The organism is Corallococcus sp. AB045 (genome assembly GCF_003668895.1).
In the GTDB taxonomy this organism is placed as follows: Bacteria; Myxococcota; Myxococcia; order Myxococcales; family Myxococcaceae; genus Corallococcus; species Corallococcus coralloides.
The window spans coordinates 1-19,892 of sequence record NZ_RAWN01000177.1 but is presented as its reverse complement, the minus strand read 5'-3'; the positions used below and the strand labels follow the sequence as shown (position 1 = coordinate 19,892).

Genomic DNA, 19,892 nt, shown 5'->3' with positions numbered 1-19,892 from the left:
CCCCCGGCCCCCGCCGCGCCGTCCGGTCCCCGCCCCAACGCCGCGCGCGAGGAGCGCGTGCGCATGACGCCGCTGCGCAAGCGCGTGGCCGAGCGCCTGCTCCAGGCGCAGTCCAACGCCGCCCTGCTCACCACCTTCAACGAGGTGGACATGGGCGAGGTGATGGCGCTCCGCAAGAAGTACAACGACAAGTTCCAGGCGAAGCACGGGGTGAAGCTCGGGTTCATGAGCTTCTTCATCCGCGCGTCCGTGGAGGCCCTCAAGGCGTTCCCGCAGATCAACGCGGAGATCGACGGCGAGGACGTCATCTTCAAGCACTACTACGACATCGGCGTGGCCGTGAGCGGCAGCCGTGGCCTGGTGGTGCCGGTGGTGCGCGACGCGGACAAGATGTCGCTCGCGGACCTGGAGAAGACGGTCGGTGACTACGGCGGCCGTGCGCGCAACGACAAGCTCACGATGGCGGACCTCACGGGCGGCACGTTCACCATCACCAACGGCGGCATCTTCGGCTCCATGCTGTCCACGCCCATCCTGAACCCGCCGCAGACGGGCATCCTGGGCATGCACAACATCGTGGAGCGCCCCGTGGCCCGCGACGGCCAGGTGGTCATCCGGCCCATCATGTACATCGCCCTCACGTACGACCACCGCCTGGTGGACGGCCGGGAAGCGGTGCAGTTCCTCGTGCGCGTGAAGGAGTGCATCGAGGACCCCGAGCGCCTGCTGCTCGACATCTGACTTACTCCCCCGCACATGACACTGCGGGGGCTCAAGTCGGGCAATCCCGGAGGGCCGGCTGGACTTCCAGTCGGCCCTTTCACTACAAATAGCTCTGTCTCCCGGTCGTCGGGCAGAACGGGCGGCCTTCCCCACGGCTGCCCTGCAAACGCAAGGAAGCGCAATGGCAACTGGTACCGTGAAGTGGTTCAACGACGCGAAGGGCTTCGGCTTCATCACCCAGGACGGCGGGGGCGAGGACGTGTTCTGCCACCACACCGCCATCAACATGGATGGGTTCCGCACCCTGGCCGAGGGCCAGAAGGTGGAGTTCGAAGTCACCAAGGGCCCGAAGGGCCTGCAGGCGCAGAACGTCCGCGCGGCGTGAAGTGACGCGTCTCAGCCATTCCTCACGGACTGGTTGAAGCAACAGAGGCCCGGTCCCCCTGAGGGAACCGGGCCTCTGCCTTTTCAGGGCATCGCGCCGCTTGCGGCCTACTTCTTCAGGTTCTGCTCGAAGTGGGCGATGACGCGCTCGTACTGGCGCTCGGTGATGAGCGGATCCGGGACCATGTGCGTGAGGCCGGACAGGGGCAGCAGCTGGTGCGGCTTGCCCGCGCGGAACAGCGCGTCCGACAGCTTCAGCGTGTGGAAGAAGTACACGTTGTCATCCGCGGTGCCGTGGATGAGCAGCAGCGCGCCAATGGGGCTGTCCTTCTTCGCGTACGTCAGCAGGCTGCTGACCTCGTAGGACTGGGGGGTCTCCTCCGGCAGGCCCAGGTAGCGCTCGGTGTAGTGCGTGTCGTAGTCGCGCCAGTCCACCACCGGGGCGCCGGACACCGCGGCCTTGAAGAAGTCCGGGCGCTTCAGCGCGGCGAGCGCCGCCATGTAGCCACCGAAGCTCCAGCCGGTGATGCCCACGCGGCTCAGGTCCATCTCCGGGACCTCCTTCGCCAGCGCCTGCACCGCCTCAATCTGATCATCCAGGGTGATGGTGGCGAAGTCGTTCTTCACCGCGCGGTTCCACTCGGAGGTGCGCAGCGGCGTGCCGCGTCCGTCCACCTTCACCACCAGGAAGCCGTGGTCCGCGAACCACTGGCTGAGCAGGTGCGCGGCCATGGACTGGTGCACCACGGTGACGGTGGGCCCCGCGTAGACCTCCACGATGACGGGCAGCTTCTGGCCGGGCTTGAAGTCGCGCGGCTTCACCAGCGAGGTCCAGAACTTCTTCGGGCCCACCTGGCGGATTTCGAAGTTCGGCGTGAAGGACGGCTCCTGCGCCACCTCCGGCAGCTCGCCCAGCTTCGTGCCGTCGCCCTTGAGCACCACCGTGCGCGGCATGCTCTTGGGGCCCTGCGTGTTGAGGACGACCAGTCCACCGTTCTTGGAGACGAGCCCGCCCTCCACCGCCGGGCCGCTGGTGCCCGTGGCCACCTGCTCCGGAGCGCCGCCGGGCTTCACGCGCCACAGGTGGCTCTGCGTGGGGTTCGGGTCGCCGGTGAAGAAGAGCGTCTTGTCCGCCTGCACGAAGCGCGACAGGTTGCGGTAGCCCGCGTCCGGCTTCACCACGGAGCGGTCCAGCTCACCCGTCGCCTTGCGCAGCTCCACCTCCGGGCCGCCGTTGCGCTCGGTGTACCAGAGGAAGCCGGAGCCATCCTCCAGCCACAGCGGGTAGTCCTGGGCCAGCTCCACCCAGGCGTTGTCCTTCTCCGTGAGGAGCACGCGCGTCTTGCCCGTGGCGGGATCCACCGCCAGCACCTGCTCCTCCGTCTGGAGGCGGTTCTGCACGACGAGGGTGAGCGGCCCGCCCTTGTCCCACTTCACCGTGGCCAGGTACGGGTACTTCTGCGCGTCCCACTGCGCCCACACGGTCTTGCCGCCGGTGACGGGCGTGACGCCCAGGCGCACCTTCGCGTTGGCCTTGCCGGGACGGGGGTACGGGAAGATCTCCCCGCCCTTCTCCGGGTGCATCACGTCCACGATGGTGAGCTTCTCCACGTCGGACGTGTCGGACTCCGTGTAGGCGATGGACTTCGAGTCCGGGCTCCACCAGTAGCCGGAGAAGCGGCTCATCTCCTCCTGCGCCACGAACTCCGCCAGGCCGTGCGTCTTCTGCGCCGTACCGCCCTGCGTGACGCGCTTCTCCTGGTTGGCGGCCAGGTCCACCCGGTACACGTCGTGCTCGCGCACGTACGCCACCTGCTTGCCGTCCGGGGACAGGCGCGGGTCGATGACGCCGGGGCCCGTCTTCAGCTCCGTGGACTTCCCCGTCGCCCGGTCCACCACGTAGAGCCGGCCGGAGAGGGGCACCAGCAGCTGGGTGCCGTCCTCGGAGAGGCTGTAGGAGGTGAAGCCCCGGGCGCTCACGCGCATGCGCTCGCGGCGGGCCTTCTCCTCGGGGGACAGCGTCTCCTCGCTGCCCTTGAGCAGGGCTTCGGGCGTGAGCAGCTCACGCGCCTGGCCGCCGGCCACGTCGAACGCGTAGAGCATCTGCACGTTGGACGTGGGGGACGTGCGCAGGAAGAGGACGGACTTCTCGTCCGGGGTGATGCGCGTGCCCACCGGGCGGCCGCTCTGGAAGCGGCGCGTTTCGGCGTACTGACGCAGGAAGGTGTCCGGCTGCTTTTGCGAAGGGGCCATGGCGGAGGGTTTGCGCTCCTGGGCGATGGAGGGAGCGCTGCTCATGAGGAGAAGCGCGGCGGCGGTAAGGACCTGACGCATGCGTAGCTGAATCCCCGCGCGGGGCGGGGCTCCTTTCGCGGGAAGGTGCGGGCAAGCCTACACTCCGGCCGCCGCGCGGCCCTCCCAACGTCCGGCCCTGGAGAGGATTCCCACCGGAAGCGGACGATACCGGGCGGGACCTCCCGCTACTTCAGGTTCTGCTGGAAGTGGGTGATGACCCGTTCGTACTGACGCTCCGTGACGAGCGGGTCCGCCACCATGTGCGTGAGGCCGGACAGGGGCAGCAGCTGGTGCGGCTTGCCCGCGCGGAAGAGCGCGTCCGACAGCTTCAGCGCGTGGAAGAAGTACACGTTGTCGTCCGCGGTGCCGTGAATCACCAGCAGCGCGCCAATGGGCCCTTCCTTCTTCGCGTACGTGAGCAGGCTGCTGACCTCATAGGCCTGGGGGCTTTCTTCCGGCAGGCCCAGGTAGCGTTCGGTCGCGTGCGTGTCGTAGTCGCGCCAGTCCGTCACCGGGGCGCCCGCGACGCCGGCCTTGAAGAAGTCCGGTCGCTTCATCACGGCCAGGGCGGACATGTAGCCGCCGAAGCTCCAGCCAAAGATGCCCACGCGGCTCAGGTCCATCTCCGGCACCTCCTTCGCCAGGGCCTGCACCGCCTCAATCTGATCATCCAGGGTGACGGTGGCGAAGTCGTGCTTCACGGCGCGGTTCCACTCGGAGGTGCGCAGCGGCGTGCCGCGTCCGTCCACCCTCACCACCAGGAAGCCCTGATCCGCCATCCACTGGTCCATCAGGTGCAGGGACATGGACTGGTGCACCACCGTGATGATGGGACCGCCGTAGATGTCCACGATGACGGGCAGCTTCTGGCCGGGCTTGAAGTCACGAGGCTTCACCAGCGAGGTCCAGAACCTCCTCGCGCCCACCTGACGCACCTCGAAGTCCGGTGTGAAGGGGGGCTCCTGGGCGATGGAGGGCAGTTCGCCCAGCATCATGCCGTCGCCCTTGAGCACCAGCGTGCGCGGCATGCCCTTGGGGCTCTGCCTGTTGAGGACGACCACGCCCCCGTTCTTGGAGACGAGCCCGTACTCCAGGGCGGGACCGCGGGTGCCCGTGGCCACTCGCATCGGCGCCTCACCGAGCTTCACGCGCCACAGGTGGTTCTGCGTGGGGTTCGGGTCGCCGTTGAAGAAGAGCGTCCGGTCCGCCTGCACGTAGTGGGTGAGGCTCCGGAAGCCGACGCCCGGCTTCACCACGGAGCGGTCCAGCTCCCCGTTGGCCTTGCGCAGCTCCACTTCCGAAGCGCCGTTGCGGTCGGTGTACCAGAGGAAGCCGGAGCCATCCTCCAGCCACAGCGGGAAGTCCTGGTGCAGGTTGCTCCACGCCGCGTCCTTCTCCGTGAGAAGCACGCGCGTCTTGCCCGTCGCTGGGTCCACCGCGAGCAGCTGCTCTTCCGTCTGGTAACGGTTCTGCACGAGCAACGTCAGCGGCCCACCCCTGTCCCACTTCACCGTGGCCAGGTACGGGTACTTCCGCGCATCCCACTGCGCCCACACGGTCTTGCCACCGGTGACGGGCGTGATGCCCAGGCGCACCTTCGCGTTCGCCTTGCCCGCGCGTGGATAGGGGAAGGAGGCACCGGGCTGCTCCGGGTGCATCACGTCCACGACGGTGAGCTTCTCGACGTCGGCCGTGTCGGACTCCGTGTAGGCGATGAACTTCGAGTCCGGGCTCCACCAGTAGCCGGAGAAGCGGCCCATCTCCTCCTGCGCCACGAACTCCGCCAGACCGTGTGTCTTCTCCGCCGTCCCGCCCTGCGTGACGCGCTTCTCCTGGTTGGAGGTCAGGTCCACCCGGTACACGTCGTGCTCACGCACGTACGCCACATGCTTGCCGTCCGGCGACAGGCGCGGGTCGATGACGCCGGCCCCCGTCTTCAGCTCCGTGGACTTCCCCGTCGCCCGGTCCACGATGTAGAGCCGGCCGGAGAGGGGCACCAGGAGGCGCGTGCCGTCCTCGGAGAGGTTGTAGGAGGTGAAGCCCCGGGCGCTCACGCGCATGCGCTCGCGGCGGGCCTTCTCCTCGGGGGACAGCGTCTCCTCCGCGCCCTTGAGCAGGGCTTCGGGGGTGAGCAATTCCCGCGTCTGCCCGCTGGCCACGTCGAACGCGTAGAGCATCCGCACGTTGGATGTAGGGGACGTGCGCAGGAAGAGAACGGACTTCTCGTCCGGGGTGATGCGCGCGTTCACGGGCCTCCCGTTCATGAAGCGGCCCGTCTCCGCGTACTGGCGCAAGAAGGACGAAGGCTCCTGGGCCAGGACGGGCATCGCCAGGAGGAGCAACACGACGGTGACGAATGGACGCATGCGTGATTGAACCCCGCGGGACGGGGCTCCTTTCGCGGCAGGATGGACATCCCCTGAACGCCGGAGCCTGGAGGGGATTTCGTCCCGTATGAATTCGAAAAATGACGACGCCCTGCGCCACCTGCGCCTCGCGGGGGTGGTGCGGCTGGGCCTGGGCGGAGGCCGGGGCCCGACGGATGCCTATGTGTTCGACCCACATCGACTCGCGCTGCCCTCGTGGGCGTGTGCCCTGGGCGATGCCGGTCCCCCTGCCCTGCTCGTCACGCTGGACCGGCACCTGGACATCGTGGTGCCGGAGCGCCCCGCGGACATGCCGGACCGCTCCGCCGGCCTGCGCGCGCTGGACGAACACGCGCGGTGGAAGCTGGACGTGCGCAACTACGACCACATCCTCGCGGCGATGGAGGCGAACCTCGTGGGCGACGCGTTGATCATCGCGCGCACCCGGCCCCGGGGCTCCTTCGCCGGTGACACCTACGTGGACACACGCGGCCGCTCGCACCGCATCGTGACGGTGACGACCGTGGACCGCGCGGCGGAGGCGTACCTGCGCCCTGGCCCCACGGACGCGGTGCGCGACGTGCTGGAGGCCGCGTCCGCCGTGCTGCTGGACGTGGACCTGGATTGCTTCACCAGCTTGAGCGACGCGGACCCCACCACCGTGCTGCCGTGGCCGAAGGCCATCATCCGTGAGTTCCTCCTGCCGCTCGATTCGGAGCCCTTCTGGGACGCGGTGCTGGGCAAGGCGGTGGCGCTGACGCTCGCGCGCGAACCCCACCACTGCGGCGGGCTGCTCGCGTCCGGCGAGTTGTTCCGAGACGTGGCGGAGGTCCTCTTCCGCGAGCTGCTGCGCGTCGAGCCGCCCTGAAGCGTCCGGAGCCGGCTCAGGGCGAGTCGAGGAAGTTGGGCCGGTAGTCCGTCACCTGCCCGCTGCTGAGCGACAGGCGGCTGCCCACGGGGGGACGGTCGCCGTTGAGCACGTAGCCGAAGTCGATGCGGAACGGGAACACGTTGAACTGGGGGAACAGCACCCGCAGGCCCACGCCCACGGTGGTCACCATCTCCGGCCGCTCGTTGAACGCGCTGCCCGAGTCGAGGAAGAACACGCCGCCCACGTGCACCGTGCGCACGACGAGCGGTGCGGTGCGGTACTCCAGGTTCACCAGCAGCAGCCGCCTGCCGGAGTACGCATCCACCGCCGCGCCGCGCAGGCCGTTGCTGCCGCCCAGCAGGCTCACGCGCTCGGACAGGTCGTCGATGTTCACGTCCAGCAGGCCTCGCGCCACGAAGCGCCCCCCGAGTACACGCGGCGACACCTGCACCAGCTCCGCGGCCCAGCGGCGGTTCGTCCAGCCCTCCTTCACGCCCGGCTGATTGGCACTGAACTGCTGGCGGAGGGACGCGGCGGCGGACGCGGTGGTGAGCGCGTCGCCCCAGTGCACGCGGTAGCGCAGGGACAGGCCCCCTTCCGCGAAGTGCGCGGCGGACGGGAACACCGGCGGCGCGTAGCGCAGCGTGGCCAGCACCGAGTGCCCCAGCTGGAAGTCCTCCGACAACGCGTACGAGTCCACGTTGCGAAGCACGTCGTAGCGGGCCTCGAAGGCGCTGAGGGAGAAGTTCGCGTACCCCGCGTCCTCCGCGCGCGGCAGGTAGTTGCGGCGGAACCAGTCCGTCTGCGCGTCGGTGAGCTGCGACGCCACCGGCGCGGCATAGGCGTAGTGATAGGCCCCCGCGCCCATGCCCACGTTCCACTTGTAGCGCTGGCCGTAGGAGCGCGTGTACGTGGCGCCCGCGGCCACCTCGCGCGCGTTGTAGATGTACGGCACGGGTTCGCCGTCCGGGAACGGGAGCTGCCAGATGTCCGCGCCCCGGAACTGCCGCGCGGTCTCCATGTTCCACGCCACGGACGTGCTCAGGCTCCACGGCGTGGCCAGCGAATACAGCGGCCGGCTGACAACGAGGCTTCCTCGCGAGCCCTCCGCGCGCCCCGTGTCGCGGTTGATGAGCACCGCGGCGGACTCCGTCAGCGACCAGCGGCTGCCGAGCACGCGCCGGTCCGTGTAGCTCTGGCCGAAGCTGAACGTGTCCAGGCGCATGATGAAGTCCAGCGCCACCTTCTTGCCGCGCCCCAGGAAGTTCTGCTCCGTGCCCTGCAGGCGCAGGTACAGCAACAGCGAGCCCACGGCGGAGAACTCGTTGTTGAGCCGCAGCGACCACAGGTCCTTGGTCACCAGCAGCAGCGCGACTTTATCTGGAGCACTGCCCTTCACCGGCACCGCGCGCACGACGGAGAACAGGCCCAGCTTGCGCAGGTTGCGCACCGACTCCGCGACGAGCGCCTCCGAGTACGGCTGCCCCGGCGAAATCAGCACCTCCTGCCTGACGACTTCATCGCGGGTGCGGACGTGGAAGATGTTGAGCAGCGATGGATACGGATCCATCGGCGCGACGACTTCCTCCGCGGTGACGAGCACCTCCTCCAGCACCTTGCCCTGGGGCGCGGGCTCTATCTGGCGCTCGACCTCGCCCAGGCCCCAGGCGATGAGCGCCTCCTCGTAGTTCTTCGTGCGCTCCGCGTCCGTGGTGACCACGGGCGGCTGTGGGCCCTCCGGCCCCACCGGGACCTCTTCCGAGCGGGGCGGCGGCGCGACGTCCGTGTTCGACACGCCCGACGGATCGACGTCCGGCGAGCGCACCGGCGCATCTGGCGGCACGACGTCCTGGGGCTTGCCGGAAACCTCCTTCGGAGGAGTCTGCCCCGACGACGCGCCCATCGCGGCGAGCACGGTGACCAGCAGGACGGGCAGTGAGAGCGGCACGCGCGCATCCTGTCATGCGCCGCGCCTGCCGCCAGCCTCCGCTCACGTCAGCGCGGTGCGCAGGTCTCCCGGCCGGGCCATGGGCAGCTTCTCCCCCTTCGCGATGGCCGCCACGATGCGGGCCAGCTGATCCACTCCGTCCGACAGCGCCGCCGGCCCCGGCTGGAGGATGTAGGAACTCCTCACTTCGTAGAGCTGGTCGTCCACCACCGCCCGCACGCTGGCCCAACCCGGCCGGGAGGAAATCTTCTCCCGCTTCGCCTTGCGCCCGCACCAGCTGGCGATGACGCCCTCCGGGTCGCGCTTCGCTACCTCCTCCGGGTCGAAGATGCGGCCCTTCGCCCCCTGCGACGCGCGCGACTCCTGGCACACGTCCACCCCACCCACCACCTCCACCAGCTCCGAACACCAGCGGATGCCGGAGATGAGCGGCTCGTGCCACTCCTCGAAGAAGATGCGCGGCCGCTTCGGCAGGGACTGCGCCGCGTCCGAGTGACGCTCCAGGTTCTTCTCCAGCTCCACCGCCAGCGCCTCCGCGGGCTCCGCCCGGCCCACCAACGCCCCGGTGAGCCGCACCGCCTGCAATATCTCCGCGAGCGAGCGCTGGTTGAACAGGTACACGGGCACCCCGCGCTTGCACAGCTCCCGGCCGATGTCCGCCTGCAGGTCGCTGAAGCCCAGCACCAGGTCCGGCTTCAGCTCCAATATCCGCTCGAAGTTCGCGTCCAGGAACGAGCTGACCTTCGGCTTCTTGCGCGCCTCCGGAGGCCGCACCGTGAACCCCGACACACCGACGACCAGGTCCCCCGCGCCAATGCGGTAGAGCACCTCCGTCGTCTCCTCCGTCAGGCACACCACCCGCCGCGGATGACGCGGCGCTGACGACAACAGCGCGGACAGACCAGCATTCATGCGGGAAACCCTAACCCGCCCGAGCCCCTGTCACCGGGGATGACGCGACGCACCAGTTGCCACGAACTGTGCGGCAACGGACGCTGATTTCCTCGTTTTCCACCCCCCACCGGGGACGTGGCAGCACGGGAAGTGCGGGAGTGCGAGCGCGCCGCGCGGGCCGGAAACTCGGTGCTGGGGCGCGGCGATGATAGCGGCACGTCTCTTGGGCGGTTTTCAAAGGCGGTGCTAGCATCCGCTGGGTCTGAAACGACGTATGCGGTCCTTCTCTTCGCTTTGGGGGAACACATGATCGAAAGCGACGCCCGCCGCCAGGGCGCGCCCGCCGACGTGCCGGATCCCCTGCTCGGGCGGATCCTCAACGAGCGCTTCCGCATCCTGGAGACGCTTGGCGCCGGAGGCATGGGCCGCGTCTACAAGGCCATGCAGGCCCCGCTGGACCGGCTGGTGGCGCTCAAGGTCCTCAACCCGCAGTACAGCGGCGAGGGCAAGGACCCGGGCTTCCAGAAGCGCTTCTTCCTGGAGGCCAGCGTCACCGCGAAGCTGCGCCATCCGAACACCGTCACCGTCATCGACTACGGCAAGACGGAAGACGGCATCTACTACATCGCCATGGAGTACCTGGAGGGGCTGACGCTGTCGCAGCTGCTCACCCAGGAAGGGCCGCTGCCGTGGGAGCGCGCGCTCGCCATCGGGCAGCAGGTGGCCCGCTCGCTGCGCGAGGCGCACAAGGTCGGCCTCATCCACCGCGACCTCAAGCCCGCCAACGTGATGATCCTCAACCAGGAGGCTGATCACGACGTGGTGAAGGTCCTGGACTTCGGCCTGGTGAAGTCCTTCTCGGGCGACGCCTCCATGAAGGAGGACACCACCCTCACGCAGGCGGGCGTCATCCTGGGCTCGCCGCAGTACATGGCGCCGGAGCAGGCGCGCAACATCGCGGATCCGCGCAGCGACGTGTACAGCCTGGGCGTGGTGCTCTACCAGGTGCTGATGGGCCGGCCGCCCTTCCAGGCGGCGCAGAGCATCGACGTCATCGTCAAGCACATCAACGACCCGCCGCCCCCCTTCCACACCGTGTGGCCGGACCACAACGTGCCCGCGGAGGTGGAGGCGCTGGTGATGAAGTGCCTGGCCAAGCGCCCCGTGGACCGCTACGCGTCCATGGACGCCGTGATCCAGGGCATGCGCACCGCCGCGTCCGCGTCCGGCGTCAGCGGCGTCTTCGCCACGCGCACCGGCCTCAACGCGGTGGGCTCTGGCCCCCACAGCGGTCCGCACAGCGGCATCCACACCGGCCCCCACCAGGCGCTGGGCTCCGGCCCCACGCCCGCGCCCAACACCATGGCGCTGGACATCTCCGTGGACGAGGCCGGCAGCCTCACGGAGAAGAAGTCCCGCAAGGGCCTGGGCATCGCGCTGTTTGGCGCGTCCCTGTTCGTGGGGCTGGGCGTGGCGGGCATCTTCGTGCTGCGCGGGGGCCAGAAGCCCCCGGTGGAGCCGGCCGTGTCCGCCCCCGTGGCGCGCACCCCCGTCGCTCCGCCGCCGCCCGCTCGCGAAACCGCCGCCGTCGCGGAAGCCCCGGTGGCGGCGAACCCGGCGCCCCCCCGCGCCGTGCGCTTCGACGTGGAGAGCGATCCCCCGGGCGCGGAGGTGAAACTCAACGGCAGGGTGCGCGGCAATACCCCGCTGGTCATCAACCACACTCCGGACGCACCGGGCCTCGCTGACGTGGAGGTGTCGTTCGCGATGGACGGCTACCAGACCGTGAGCAAGACCTATTCGGGCGAGCCGGGCACCACCGTCAACGTCTCCATCAAGCTTCCGCGCATCAAGAAGCAGCCGGGACCGAAGCCTTCCCCCAAGGCTCCCAGCTCCTCGTACAAGGACGATCCGTACCAGTGAATCCCCCGACAGCCTTCCGACGTGGGGCGCTCCTCGCGCTGTGTCTTTGCGCGACCGAGGCCCTGGCGGACGCGCGACTTGAAGCGCGCCGCCACTTCCGCAACGGCATGAACCTCATCGAGCAGAAGCAGTTCGATGAAGGCATCGCCGAGCTGGAAGCGGCCTACACCATCAAGCCGCACCCCAGCGTCCTCTACAACATCGCCCGGGCGTACCAGGACGCGGGCCGGCTGGACGAAGCGCTGGACGCCTACAAGCGCTACCTCGCCTCCAATCCGCCGGACGCCACCAACGTGCAGGCCCAGGTGACGCGCCTGGAGGCCACGCGCCAGGCCGCGCAGGCGGAGGCGCCCGAGCCCGGCACCCAACCCGGCACGTCAGGCTCCACCACCGGCCTGCCCATGCCGCCGCCGCCCCCCACGAGCATCCAGGCCCAGCAGCAGCTGGCCACGCTCATGGAGCGGCTGGAGAAGGCCGTCAACCGCGCGGAGTCGCTCACCGCCCAGCCCCAGGGCCCACAGCAGCCCGCCGCCACGCCCGGCCCCACCGCCAGCGGCGGCGCCGAGTCCGGCGACACCTCCGGCGACCAGGGCCTGGTGCCGTATGAAGAGCGCGTGGTGACGGCCAGCCGCCGCGCCCAGTCCTCGCTGGAAGCGCCCAACGCCACCACCGTCATCACCGCGGAGGACATCCGCCTGTCGGGCGCCACCACGCTGCCGGAGCTCTTGCGCCGCGTGCCCGGCGCGGACGTGATGGCCATGGGCGTGGGCAGCGCCAACGTCAGCCTGCGCGGCTTCAACCAGCGCCTGGCCAACAAGGTGCTGGTGCTGGTGGACGGCCGCACGGAGTACCAGGACTTCCTCGGCCTCACCGTGTGGGCGGGGTTGCCCATCGGCCTGGAGGAGATCGACCGCATCGAGGTCATCCGCGGTCCGGGCAGCGCGCTGTACGGCGCCAACGCGATGCTGGGCGTCATCAACATCATCACCCAGGCCCCCGGCACCGGCCGGCGCGCGCGCTTCAGCGCCATGGCGGGAGGCGGCAACACCGTGCAGGGCTCGTTCGTCAGCCACGGCCAGAACGGAAGCCTGCGCTACCGCGCGTCCGCCGCCTACCAGCAGCAGGACAAGTGGAGCCGCGATTACGAGTCCGGCCGTCCGGACTTCGCGCTTCAGGGGCCCGCGGATCCGGACCTGGGGCAGCGCGGGGCTCGCGCCAACCTGTCCACCGTCTACACGTTCGAGGAGGGCCGCGCGATTGGCGTCTCCGGCGGCGTGCACCGCTACCTGACGGAGATCTATCCGCTGGGCCTCTTGCGCAACTACTACATCGACGGACTGGGCGCGTACGCCAAGGCCGACGTGGAGCTGGGCGCCGTGAAGCTCAAGGCGTTCTGGAACCACCTGTCCGGCGACGCAGGTCCCCAGTACGAGGCCATTGGCCAGCGCTCGCTGGGCACCAGCGTCGCGTCCAACGTCTTCAACGGTGAAGCGCTGTACGCGCGCGGCTTCGAGCTGGCCGGTGAGCACCAGGTGAACATCGGCGTGGAGGGCCGCTTGAAGCGCGTGGCCTTCCAGTACCTGGACGACCTGCGCGAGGAGTTCCACGCGGCGGCCTTCGTCCAGGACGAGTGGCGCATCGTGCAGCCGTTGCGCCTCATCGTCAGCTACCGCGTGGACCGCCACCCGCTGCTCGACAAGGGCAACCCGGGCATCGCGCAGTCGCCGCGCCTGTCCGCGGTGTTCCAGCCCATTGAAGGGCACGCCTTCCGCGCGTCCGTGGCCACCGCCTTCCGCGAGCCCACGTTCCTGGAGAGCTACACCCGGCTGCCCGTGCCCGTGCCGGGCGTCAACGGCGTGAGCCTGCTGACCACCGGCAACCGCACGCTGCGCCCCGAGCGCCTCAACGCGCTGGAATTGGGCTGGCGCGGTGAGTCCCCGCGCCTGGGTCTGGACTGGGACGTGGCCCTCTACCAGAACACGGTGAAGGACCTCATCGCCCTCTCGCCGGTGCAGCCCCTGCCCGCCGGCGAATCCTTCGACAGCGGCACCGGCAACTACCTGCTGGGCCGCTCCATGTTCACCAACGAGGCCGCCATCTACACCGCGCGCGGCGTCGAGGCGGGCATCAACGTGTCCCCCATCGACGGCCTGGGCGTGAAGGCGAGCGCCGCGTACCAGCACGTCAGCTCCGACCTTCCGGACGAGGGCCAGTGCGGCACGTGCAGCCAGACGCCGGCCTTCCGGCTCTTCGGCGGCGTCACCTACCGCACGCGCACGGACCTGGAGTTCGGCATCGAAGCGGCGTTCACGACCTCCACCACCTGGGTGGAGCGCGAGCCCTCCGCGTCCGACCCGACGCGCGTGGACCTCATCGCCAACAACCTCCCCGCGTACACCGTCGTCAACGCCCGCGTGGGCTACATCGTGGTGAAGGACTTCGTCTCCGTGGCGCTGCAGGGCAGCCAGCTCGGTGGCGGCCACGCGGAGCACCCCTTCGGCAACCGCATCGAGCGGCGCGTGTTCGCCAACCTCACGGTGACCCCATGAAGCGCGCCCTTCCCTTCCTCGCGTTCACGCTCGCGTCGCTCCTGTCCGGCGGCTGTGATGCCCCGGACGTGGTGCCCACGGCGGACGGCCGCCAGCACACGCGCACGGCCCGCATCGAGGGCAGCCTGGTGGTGCAGTCGCGCGCCCGCGGCAACGCCATCGTGTTCATCTACGACGCGGCCAACCCGCCGCCGCCCGCGGGCTCCGGCCGGCCGATGGCCTTCACCGTCGTCACCGCAGAGGAGCTGTTCGGCGCGTCGCTGGGGGACAGCTCCACGGGCCCCTTCACCGCGCCGTTCTCGCTGAGCCTGGTGGAGCCGGGCCGCTATCTGCTGCGCGGCTTCATCGACGCGGACACCTGCCGGACCCTCCCGCAGCCCTGCCACGTGTCCGACTTCAACCCCTGGTACGGCGTCACCTCCGAGCCCAACGCGGGCGACGTGGGCGGCGGCGCGGTGGACCCCGCCAACGGCGCCACGCGCGTCCTGGAAGTGACGACGGACGCGGACGGCTGGCCCCAGCCGCTCACCGGCGTCTCCGTGTCCTTCGCGGACTCGGCCACCGTGCCCTTCGACCGGCCCGCCTTCCAGACCGCGGACGCGCGCGAGTTCAACACCGCGACCACGCCCCTGAAGACGCTGACGCTCACGCCCCAGGTCCTCACCGGCGCGGTGGACCAGCGGCCTCCGGGCTTCTGGGTGCAGCTGATCGACGCCAACAAGGACGGCATCCCGGACGACGCCAACGGCGACGGCGTGCCGGACTTCTGGCCGCGCGTCATCGTCCGCAAGCTGGCGGACGGCGTGACGGGCTACGTGGACGAGAACGACCTCAACCGCGACGGCATGGTGGATGAGGAGGGTGTGGACTACGCGCGCGCCAATGGCGGCAAGGACGGCAAGCCGGACGTGACCGTGCTGGCGGCAGGCCTGGCGCCCGACGCCCTGCTCGCCGCGCTGCTCGACGAACAGGGGAAGCCCCGCACGCAGCCTGTCTTCGTCCCGCAGCTGGTGGTGGCCATCCGCGCACTGGCGCTGGACGCGCGCGACCCCGCCGCGCCCGCGCCGCTCGCGGCCGTCCCCCCGGGTCGCTACAGCGTCACCCTGCTGCAGTCCACGGGTCAGACGTGGCGGCTGCCCAACGAGCTGGACCCGGCGCTCGCGGAGGCCGTGGGGCTGCCGGGCGTGCAATCCCAGGCCTTCGTGCTGGAGGTCCGCTGAGGTCGTTTTCGCCCTCCCGAAATCGCGGCGCGGTGCCCTGGTTGCTTTGACTTCGCAGGGCCCTTCCGCGACCATGGGCGAAGCCGCTGGAGGCGTTTCCTCCCCGAGGTTTTGATTCCGATGAAGGCCGGTCCTCTCTCCGCCCCCGAAAACGCGCCCTCCCGTCCCACGGGGAGCACGCCCACGGTCCGTCCGACCGGGGGGACCGGCCCGCAGCGCGTGTTGCTGGTGGACGACAGCCGCTCCATCCGGACGCTGCTGAAGATCTACCTCATGGCCCGCAGCTTCGAGTTCCTGGAGGCGGAGTCCGCCGAGGAAGGCCTCAAGGTCGCCGAAGCGGAGCATGTGGATCTCATCCTCACCGACTTCCACATGGACGGGATGAACGGCGCGGACTTCGCCGGGCAGATCCGCGCCAGCACCAACGCCAGGCTGTCCAAGGTCCCCATCCTGATGATGACGGGCGACCCGAACGTGGCGGAGGTGCGCGCGCTGGGCCAGAAGGCCGGCATCAGCGCCTTCGTGCGCAAGCCGGTCAGCTGCGCGCAGCTGATGACGCTGGTGGACACCATCCTCCCGCTGCCCCGCGCCACCGCGAAGTAGCTGAGCTTTGCGCTCAGGCCGGGCGCTCCCGCGCGAGCGCCCGCCGCTTGCGCAGCGCCTCGCCCACGCGCACGGCGAAGAGCAGCGCCAGGACGGCCCCGTAGAGCACCGGCTCCGTGACGTCCTTCTTCACCCGCCACACGAAGTGCACCACGCCCAGCACCGCGGCCACGTAGGCCAGCCGGTGCAGGCGCTGCCACGCGGGGAAGCCCAGCCTCCGCACCCACGTGTTGGTGGAGGTGACGGCCAGCGGCACCAGCAGCAGCAGCGCGGTGAAGCCCACGGTGATGAAGGGCCGCGTGAAGACGTCCTCCGCCATGGCGCGCACGTCCAGGCCCTGATCCAACACGGCGTAGGTGAGGAAGTGCGCCGCCGCGTAGGTGAAGGCCAACAGCCCCAGCGTGCGGCGGATGCGCGCGGGCCACGTCCAGCCCGTCACCAGCCGCACCGGCGTGCACGCCAGCGACCCCAGCAGCACCGCCAGCGCGAAGAGGCCCGTCTGGTTGAGGGCGAACTCGATGCCGTTGGCCCCCAGCTGTCCCTGAGCCCCCTGCACCGCGAGGAGCAGCAGCGGGGAGAGCCCTCCGACGGCGATGGCGGGGTTGAGCCAGGGGAGCTTGGAGGAGGCCATCGTTCAGAAGTCCCGCTTCAGGTCCATGCCGCGGTAGAGGCCGGCCACGGCGTCCGCGTAGCCGTTGAAGGGCAGCGTGGGCCGGCGTGAGGTCTCACCGATGCGGCGCTCCGTGGCCTGGCTCCAGCGCGGGTGATCCACCGCCGGATTGACGTTGGCGTAGAAGCCGTATTCGCGCTTGTTGGTGATGTTCCACGTCGTGGGCGGCTGCTCTCGCGTGAGCGTGATGCGGACAATGGACTTGATGCCCTTGAAGCCGTACTTCCACGGCACCACCAGCCGCAGCGGGGCGCCGTTCTGCGCGGGCAACTGCTTGCCGTACAGGCCCGTGGCCAAGAGCGTCAGCGGGTGCTGCGCCTCATCCAGGCGCAGGCCTTCCACGTAGGGCCAGTTCAGCACCGGGCTCTTCTGGCCGGGCAGCTGCTCCGGGTCCTCCAGCGTGGTGAAGGCCACGTACTTCGCGAAGGACGTGGGCTGCACGCGGTCCAGCAGCTTGCCCAGGGGCAGGCCCAGCCACGGAATCACCATGGACCAGGCCTCCACGCACCGCATCCGGTAGACGCGCTCCTCCAGAGGGAAGGCGGAGATGAGCTGATCCACGTCCACGGTCCACGGCTTGTGGACCTCCCCGTCGATGACGACCGTCCACGGCCGCGTCTTCAACAGGTGCGCGCGGCGGGCCGGGTCGTTCTTGTCCAGGCCGAGCTCGTAGAAGTTGTTGTAGGTGGTGATGTCCTCGTAGGGCGTGCGCGGCTCGTCCGTGCTGAAGAGGCCCTGGGCGGGCACCACCGGCTGGTCCACCGCGCCCGCGTCCGGCACGAAGCCGTCCATGGGCCGGGTGCGCTTCATGCCCAACAGGTACAGCCCGCCACCCACCACCGCGGCCGTGCCCGCGAACAGGCCCGCGTTCTTGATGAACTCGCGGCGGCGCACGTAGAGCTTCTCGGGCGTCACTTCGGAGCCGGGGGGCTCGGGAGGGAGCTTGTCGCGCATGACTCCCTCTATAACGCCCCAGCGCCTTTTCCGGTTACCGCCGGGCGTCCTTCACCCGCCACAGCCGCCACCAGGGCGTGCCGGGGGACTGATGGTGCTCCCAGTGGTAGCCGAAGAAGAAGCACGACAGCAGGGCCCACAGGTGGTTGCGAGGCAGGGAGCGCGCATGGTGCGGCGCCATCCCCTCCGTCTCCGGGCGCCGGTGCGGCAGGTACGTGCCGAAATAGAACAGCTGCACGGTGGCCAGCACCGACGGCAGCACCCAGAAGGCCAGGATGCGCGCCTGGGGCACGCCCAGCCACAGCAGCACGTTGAACTTCAGCGCCATGACCGCGATTTGAAGCCACGTCGTGTAGCGGACCATGAAGGCCGCGAACCACGGCCAGAAGGCCTGCCCCCGGGCCGCGAAGTCCGGGTCGTGCTCGCCGGTGGGGTCCACGTGGTGCGCGCGGTGGTTCACCACCAGCCGGCGGTAGGACAGCCCCGCGAAGAGGAAGCAGGCCAGCATCCCCACCGCCGCGTTCACCCGGCGATGCAGGGACACGGTCCCGTGCATGGCGTCATGCCCGGTGATGAAGAGTCCGGTGGACAGCCACATCTGCAGGAGGACGTGCAGCCAGGGGAGCGGTGAGGCCCACGGCAGCGCGGGCCCCGCCAGCAGCCACGCCAGGTGCCCGCCCCACGCGCCCACCACCGCGAGCGCGAGCACGACACCCCACGGGTCGGGAGGGGCGGGACGGGTGGAGGGCTCGGGCGCCATGGCTCCCTTACTGGCCATGCCCCGCCCCCCGCGCATGGGAAAAGCGCGCGGGTGGGACGGAGCGTGGCCGGGACACTACTTCGCCGCGGGCGTGGACGCGGGGGCGCCGAAGTCCTTCACCAGCGAGTCGGCGGTGACGTAGCGCGGCTCGATGTCCACCGGCACGTTCTTCAGCCGCTCCAGCACCTTCTGCACGGAGGGGCGCACCACGCCCTGCTTCGCGAGCAGCGCCTCCGCGGCGGCGCGGTCGCCCTGGGCCTGGAGCGTCATGAGCTGGTTCGACAGCGACGTGATGGACGCCTGCATCTTGTCCGGCACGACTTCGAAGGTGCCGTCCGCGTTCACCTTCACCGCGCCGGTGTCCAGGAAGTGGTTGAGCTGCAGCGCGATGCCCTTGCCGTGCGCCTCGTCGATACCGAAGCGGATGGAGCGGAACGCGGACGCGAGGAACGTCGTGTACATGGTCCGCTGCAGGTCCTTGTCCAGCGTGCCCTTGTCCACCAGCCGCTGGAGCGCCCACAGGCCGGAGATGTCCGCCTTGGCCTCCTCGATGGCGCTGGAGGACGCCTGCAGCGCCTGACGCACCGTCGTCTGCTTCCCGGCCACGGTGACGTTGTGGGGCCCCAGGCCGTGCATCAGCTCGTGCATGAGGATGTGCGTGAAGAAGGCGTCGAAGGACACGTCCTTGCGGTCCTTCGCGGGCAGCGCCACCTTCGCGATGGGCACCAGCACGCGCTGGAACTTGGCCTCCTGGATGTTCTTCAGCATCACGCGCTTGGTGCCCTTCTCCGCCGCCACGCGCTCGTCGTTGGGCAGGTTGAAGGCCGCCGTCTGCACGCCCCGGTTGCCGTCACCGGACGAGTAGATGCTGTTGATGACGCGGATGGGGGCCAATGCGCCCAGCTTCGGGTTGCGCAGGCCCGGCTCAATCGGGAGGTTGTTCTCCAGCTCCTGGAGCTCCGCGCTGAACTTCGCCAGCTTCTGCGTCTCCACGTCGTCGCGCACGCCGATGAAGGCCTCGAACGCGGCCTTGTAGTTGAACCAGCCGTCCTCGTAGACCTCGTAGGGCCCGATGGTGGGATCCACGCTCGCGTCCAGCTCCATCCACGCGACCTCGCTCGCGTAGTAGTCGTTGGACAGGAACGCCGCCGCGCGCGTCTCCAGGAAGCGCTTCAGCGTGGGCTGCTGGGTGAGCGCCGCCGCCTCACGCAAGAGCTGCGCGGCCATGCCCAGCTCACCCTGGTACTCCACGCTGTAGGGCACGCTCACGAACTTGCCATCCGGCCCCTTGCGCAGCGTGGTGAAGAAGCCCGTGGCCTCGTGCTGCTTCGCCTCCGGCAGGCTCTTCACCCACGCCTCCACCTCCGCCTTGGTGGCGCCGGCGGGATAGAAGTTCCCCTCGTCCGGCTTGGCCGGCACGCCGGGGATGAACGGCTTCGCCTCGTCCAGGCGCGACCAGGGGCCCTTGTTGAGCAGGAACGCGTGCAGCCGCTCCTTGCCCAGGGGCGTGGTGTCCTTCACCAGGTCCAGCAGCAGCGTCTGGTTGCCCGCCCACGCCTGGCTCAGGAAGAGGGGGTCCATGATGCGGGCGGCCTGGAGGACCTTGGCCAGGGCGCGCTTCTCCGCGTCCGGCAGCTTGGACACGTCCACCTTGACGTCCACCGGGGCGAAGCGCGCGGTCATCCGCTTCAGCGTCGGGGCGTCCGGCAGGCGGGCGGGGGCTTCCTGGGCG

General features: G+C 69.7%; 15 protein-coding genes. 7 read left to right on the top strand and 8 right to left on the bottom strand.

Going from position 1 to position 19,892, the window contains the following annotated elements:
• Positions 1-741 (top strand): dihydrolipoyllysine-residue succinyltransferase (gene sucB, locus D7Y21_RS31650; protein WP_121717576.1); only part of this gene is annotated, 741 nt, incomplete at its 5' end.
• Between the two features lie 163 nt (positions 742-904).
• Positions 905-1,108, top strand: a complete 204-nt coding sequence (locus D7Y21_RS31645; protein ID WP_014397260.1) for a cold-shock protein — start codon at positions 905-907, stop codon at positions 1,106-1,108.
• A gap of 107 nt (positions 1,109-1,215) precedes the next feature.
• On the opposite strand, the gene D7Y21_RS31640 is transcribed toward D7Y21_RS31645, so the two are convergent.
• Both D7Y21_RS31640 and D7Y21_RS31635 read right to left on the bottom strand, forming a co-directional pair.
• Positions 1,216-3,441, bottom strand: coding sequence for a S9 family peptidase (locus tag D7Y21_RS31640; protein ID WP_121717574.1), 2,226 nt, complete (start codon positions 3,439-3,441; stop codon positions 1,216-1,218).
• Positions 3,442-3,587: 146 nt separating this feature from the next.
• A complete protein-coding gene (locus tag D7Y21_RS31635) occupies positions 3,588-5,768 on the bottom strand; it encodes a S9 family peptidase (protein WP_121717572.1) in 2,181 nt (726 codons plus the stop codon).
• An 88-nt stretch (positions 5,769-5,856) separates the two neighbouring features.
• Between D7Y21_RS31635 and D7Y21_RS31630 the strand changes: the two genes are divergently transcribed.
• Entirely contained in the window at positions 5,857-6,636 is a 780-nt protein-coding gene (locus D7Y21_RS31630; RefSeq protein ID WP_120567422.1) for a UPF0489 family protein, read from the top strand.
• Positions 6,637-6,652: 16 nt separating this feature from the next.
• On the opposite strand, the gene D7Y21_RS31625 is transcribed toward D7Y21_RS31630, so the two are convergent.
• Entirely contained in the window at positions 6,653-8,587 is a 1,935-nt protein-coding gene (locus D7Y21_RS31625; protein WP_121717571.1) for a BamA/TamA family outer membrane protein, read from the bottom strand.
• Between the two features lie 42 nt (positions 8,588-8,629).
• Positions 8,630-9,499, bottom strand: coding sequence for a cobalamin-binding protein (locus tag D7Y21_RS31620; protein ID WP_120567424.1), 870 nt, complete (start codon positions 9,497-9,499; stop codon positions 8,630-8,632).
• 288 nt (positions 9,500-9,787) lie between these two features.
• On the opposite strand from D7Y21_RS31620, the gene D7Y21_RS31615 reads away from it, so the two are divergent.
• The 4 genes from D7Y21_RS31615 to D7Y21_RS31600 all read left to right on the top strand — a co-directional run bounded on the left by D7Y21_RS31615 (position 9,788) and on the right by D7Y21_RS31600 (position 15,776).
• Complete coding sequence (locus tag D7Y21_RS31615) at positions 9,788-11,404, top strand: serine/threonine-protein kinase (protein ID WP_120567425.1); 1,617 nt, start codon at positions 9,788-9,790, stop codon at positions 11,402-11,404.
• On the top strand, positions 11,401-13,953 hold the full coding sequence (locus D7Y21_RS31610; protein WP_199724639.1) for a TonB-dependent receptor domain-containing protein: 2,553 nt from the start codon (positions 11,401-11,403) through the stop codon (positions 13,951-13,953). Before D7Y21_RS31615 ends, D7Y21_RS31610 begins: the two co-directional genes overlap by 4 nt.
• A complete protein-coding gene (locus D7Y21_RS31605) occupies positions 13,950-15,173 on the top strand; it encodes a hypothetical protein (RefSeq protein WP_121717569.1) in 1,224 nt (407 codons plus the stop codon). The genes D7Y21_RS31610 and D7Y21_RS31605 overlap by 4 nt, the downstream gene beginning before the upstream one ends.
• A 120-nt stretch (positions 15,174-15,293) precedes the next feature.
• A complete protein-coding gene (locus D7Y21_RS31600; RefSeq protein ID WP_120567427.1) occupies positions 15,294-15,776 on the top strand; it encodes a response regulator in 483 nt (160 codons plus the stop codon).
• Positions 15,777-15,789: 13 nt separating this feature from the next.
• Here the strand turns inward: D7Y21_RS31600 and D7Y21_RS31595 are convergent, their stop codons facing one another.
• The 4 genes from D7Y21_RS31595 to D7Y21_RS31580 all read right to left on the bottom strand — a co-directional run.
• Positions 15,790-16,407: a sulfite oxidase heme-binding subunit YedZ gene (locus tag D7Y21_RS31595; protein ID WP_120567428.1), complete on the bottom strand. Its 618-nt coding sequence runs from the start codon at positions 16,405-16,407 to the stop codon at positions 15,790-15,792.
• Positions 16,408-16,410: 3 nt separating this feature from the next.
• Positions 16,411-17,400 (bottom strand): protein-methionine-sulfoxide reductase catalytic subunit MsrP, encoded by a 990-nt coding sequence (gene msrP, locus D7Y21_RS31590; RefSeq protein WP_121717567.1) that lies wholly within the window; start codon positions 17,398-17,400, stop codon positions 16,411-16,413.
• A 34-nt stretch (positions 17,401-17,434) separates the two neighbouring features.
• Positions 17,435-18,178 (bottom strand): fatty acid desaturase, encoded by a 744-nt coding sequence (locus tag D7Y21_RS31585; RefSeq protein WP_233612355.1) that lies wholly within the window; start codon positions 18,176-18,178, stop codon positions 17,435-17,437.
• Between the two features lie 57 nt (positions 18,179-18,235).
• Positions 18,236-19,892 (bottom strand): hypothetical protein (locus tag D7Y21_RS31580; RefSeq protein ID WP_121717563.1); only part of this gene is annotated, 1,657 nt, incomplete at its 5' end.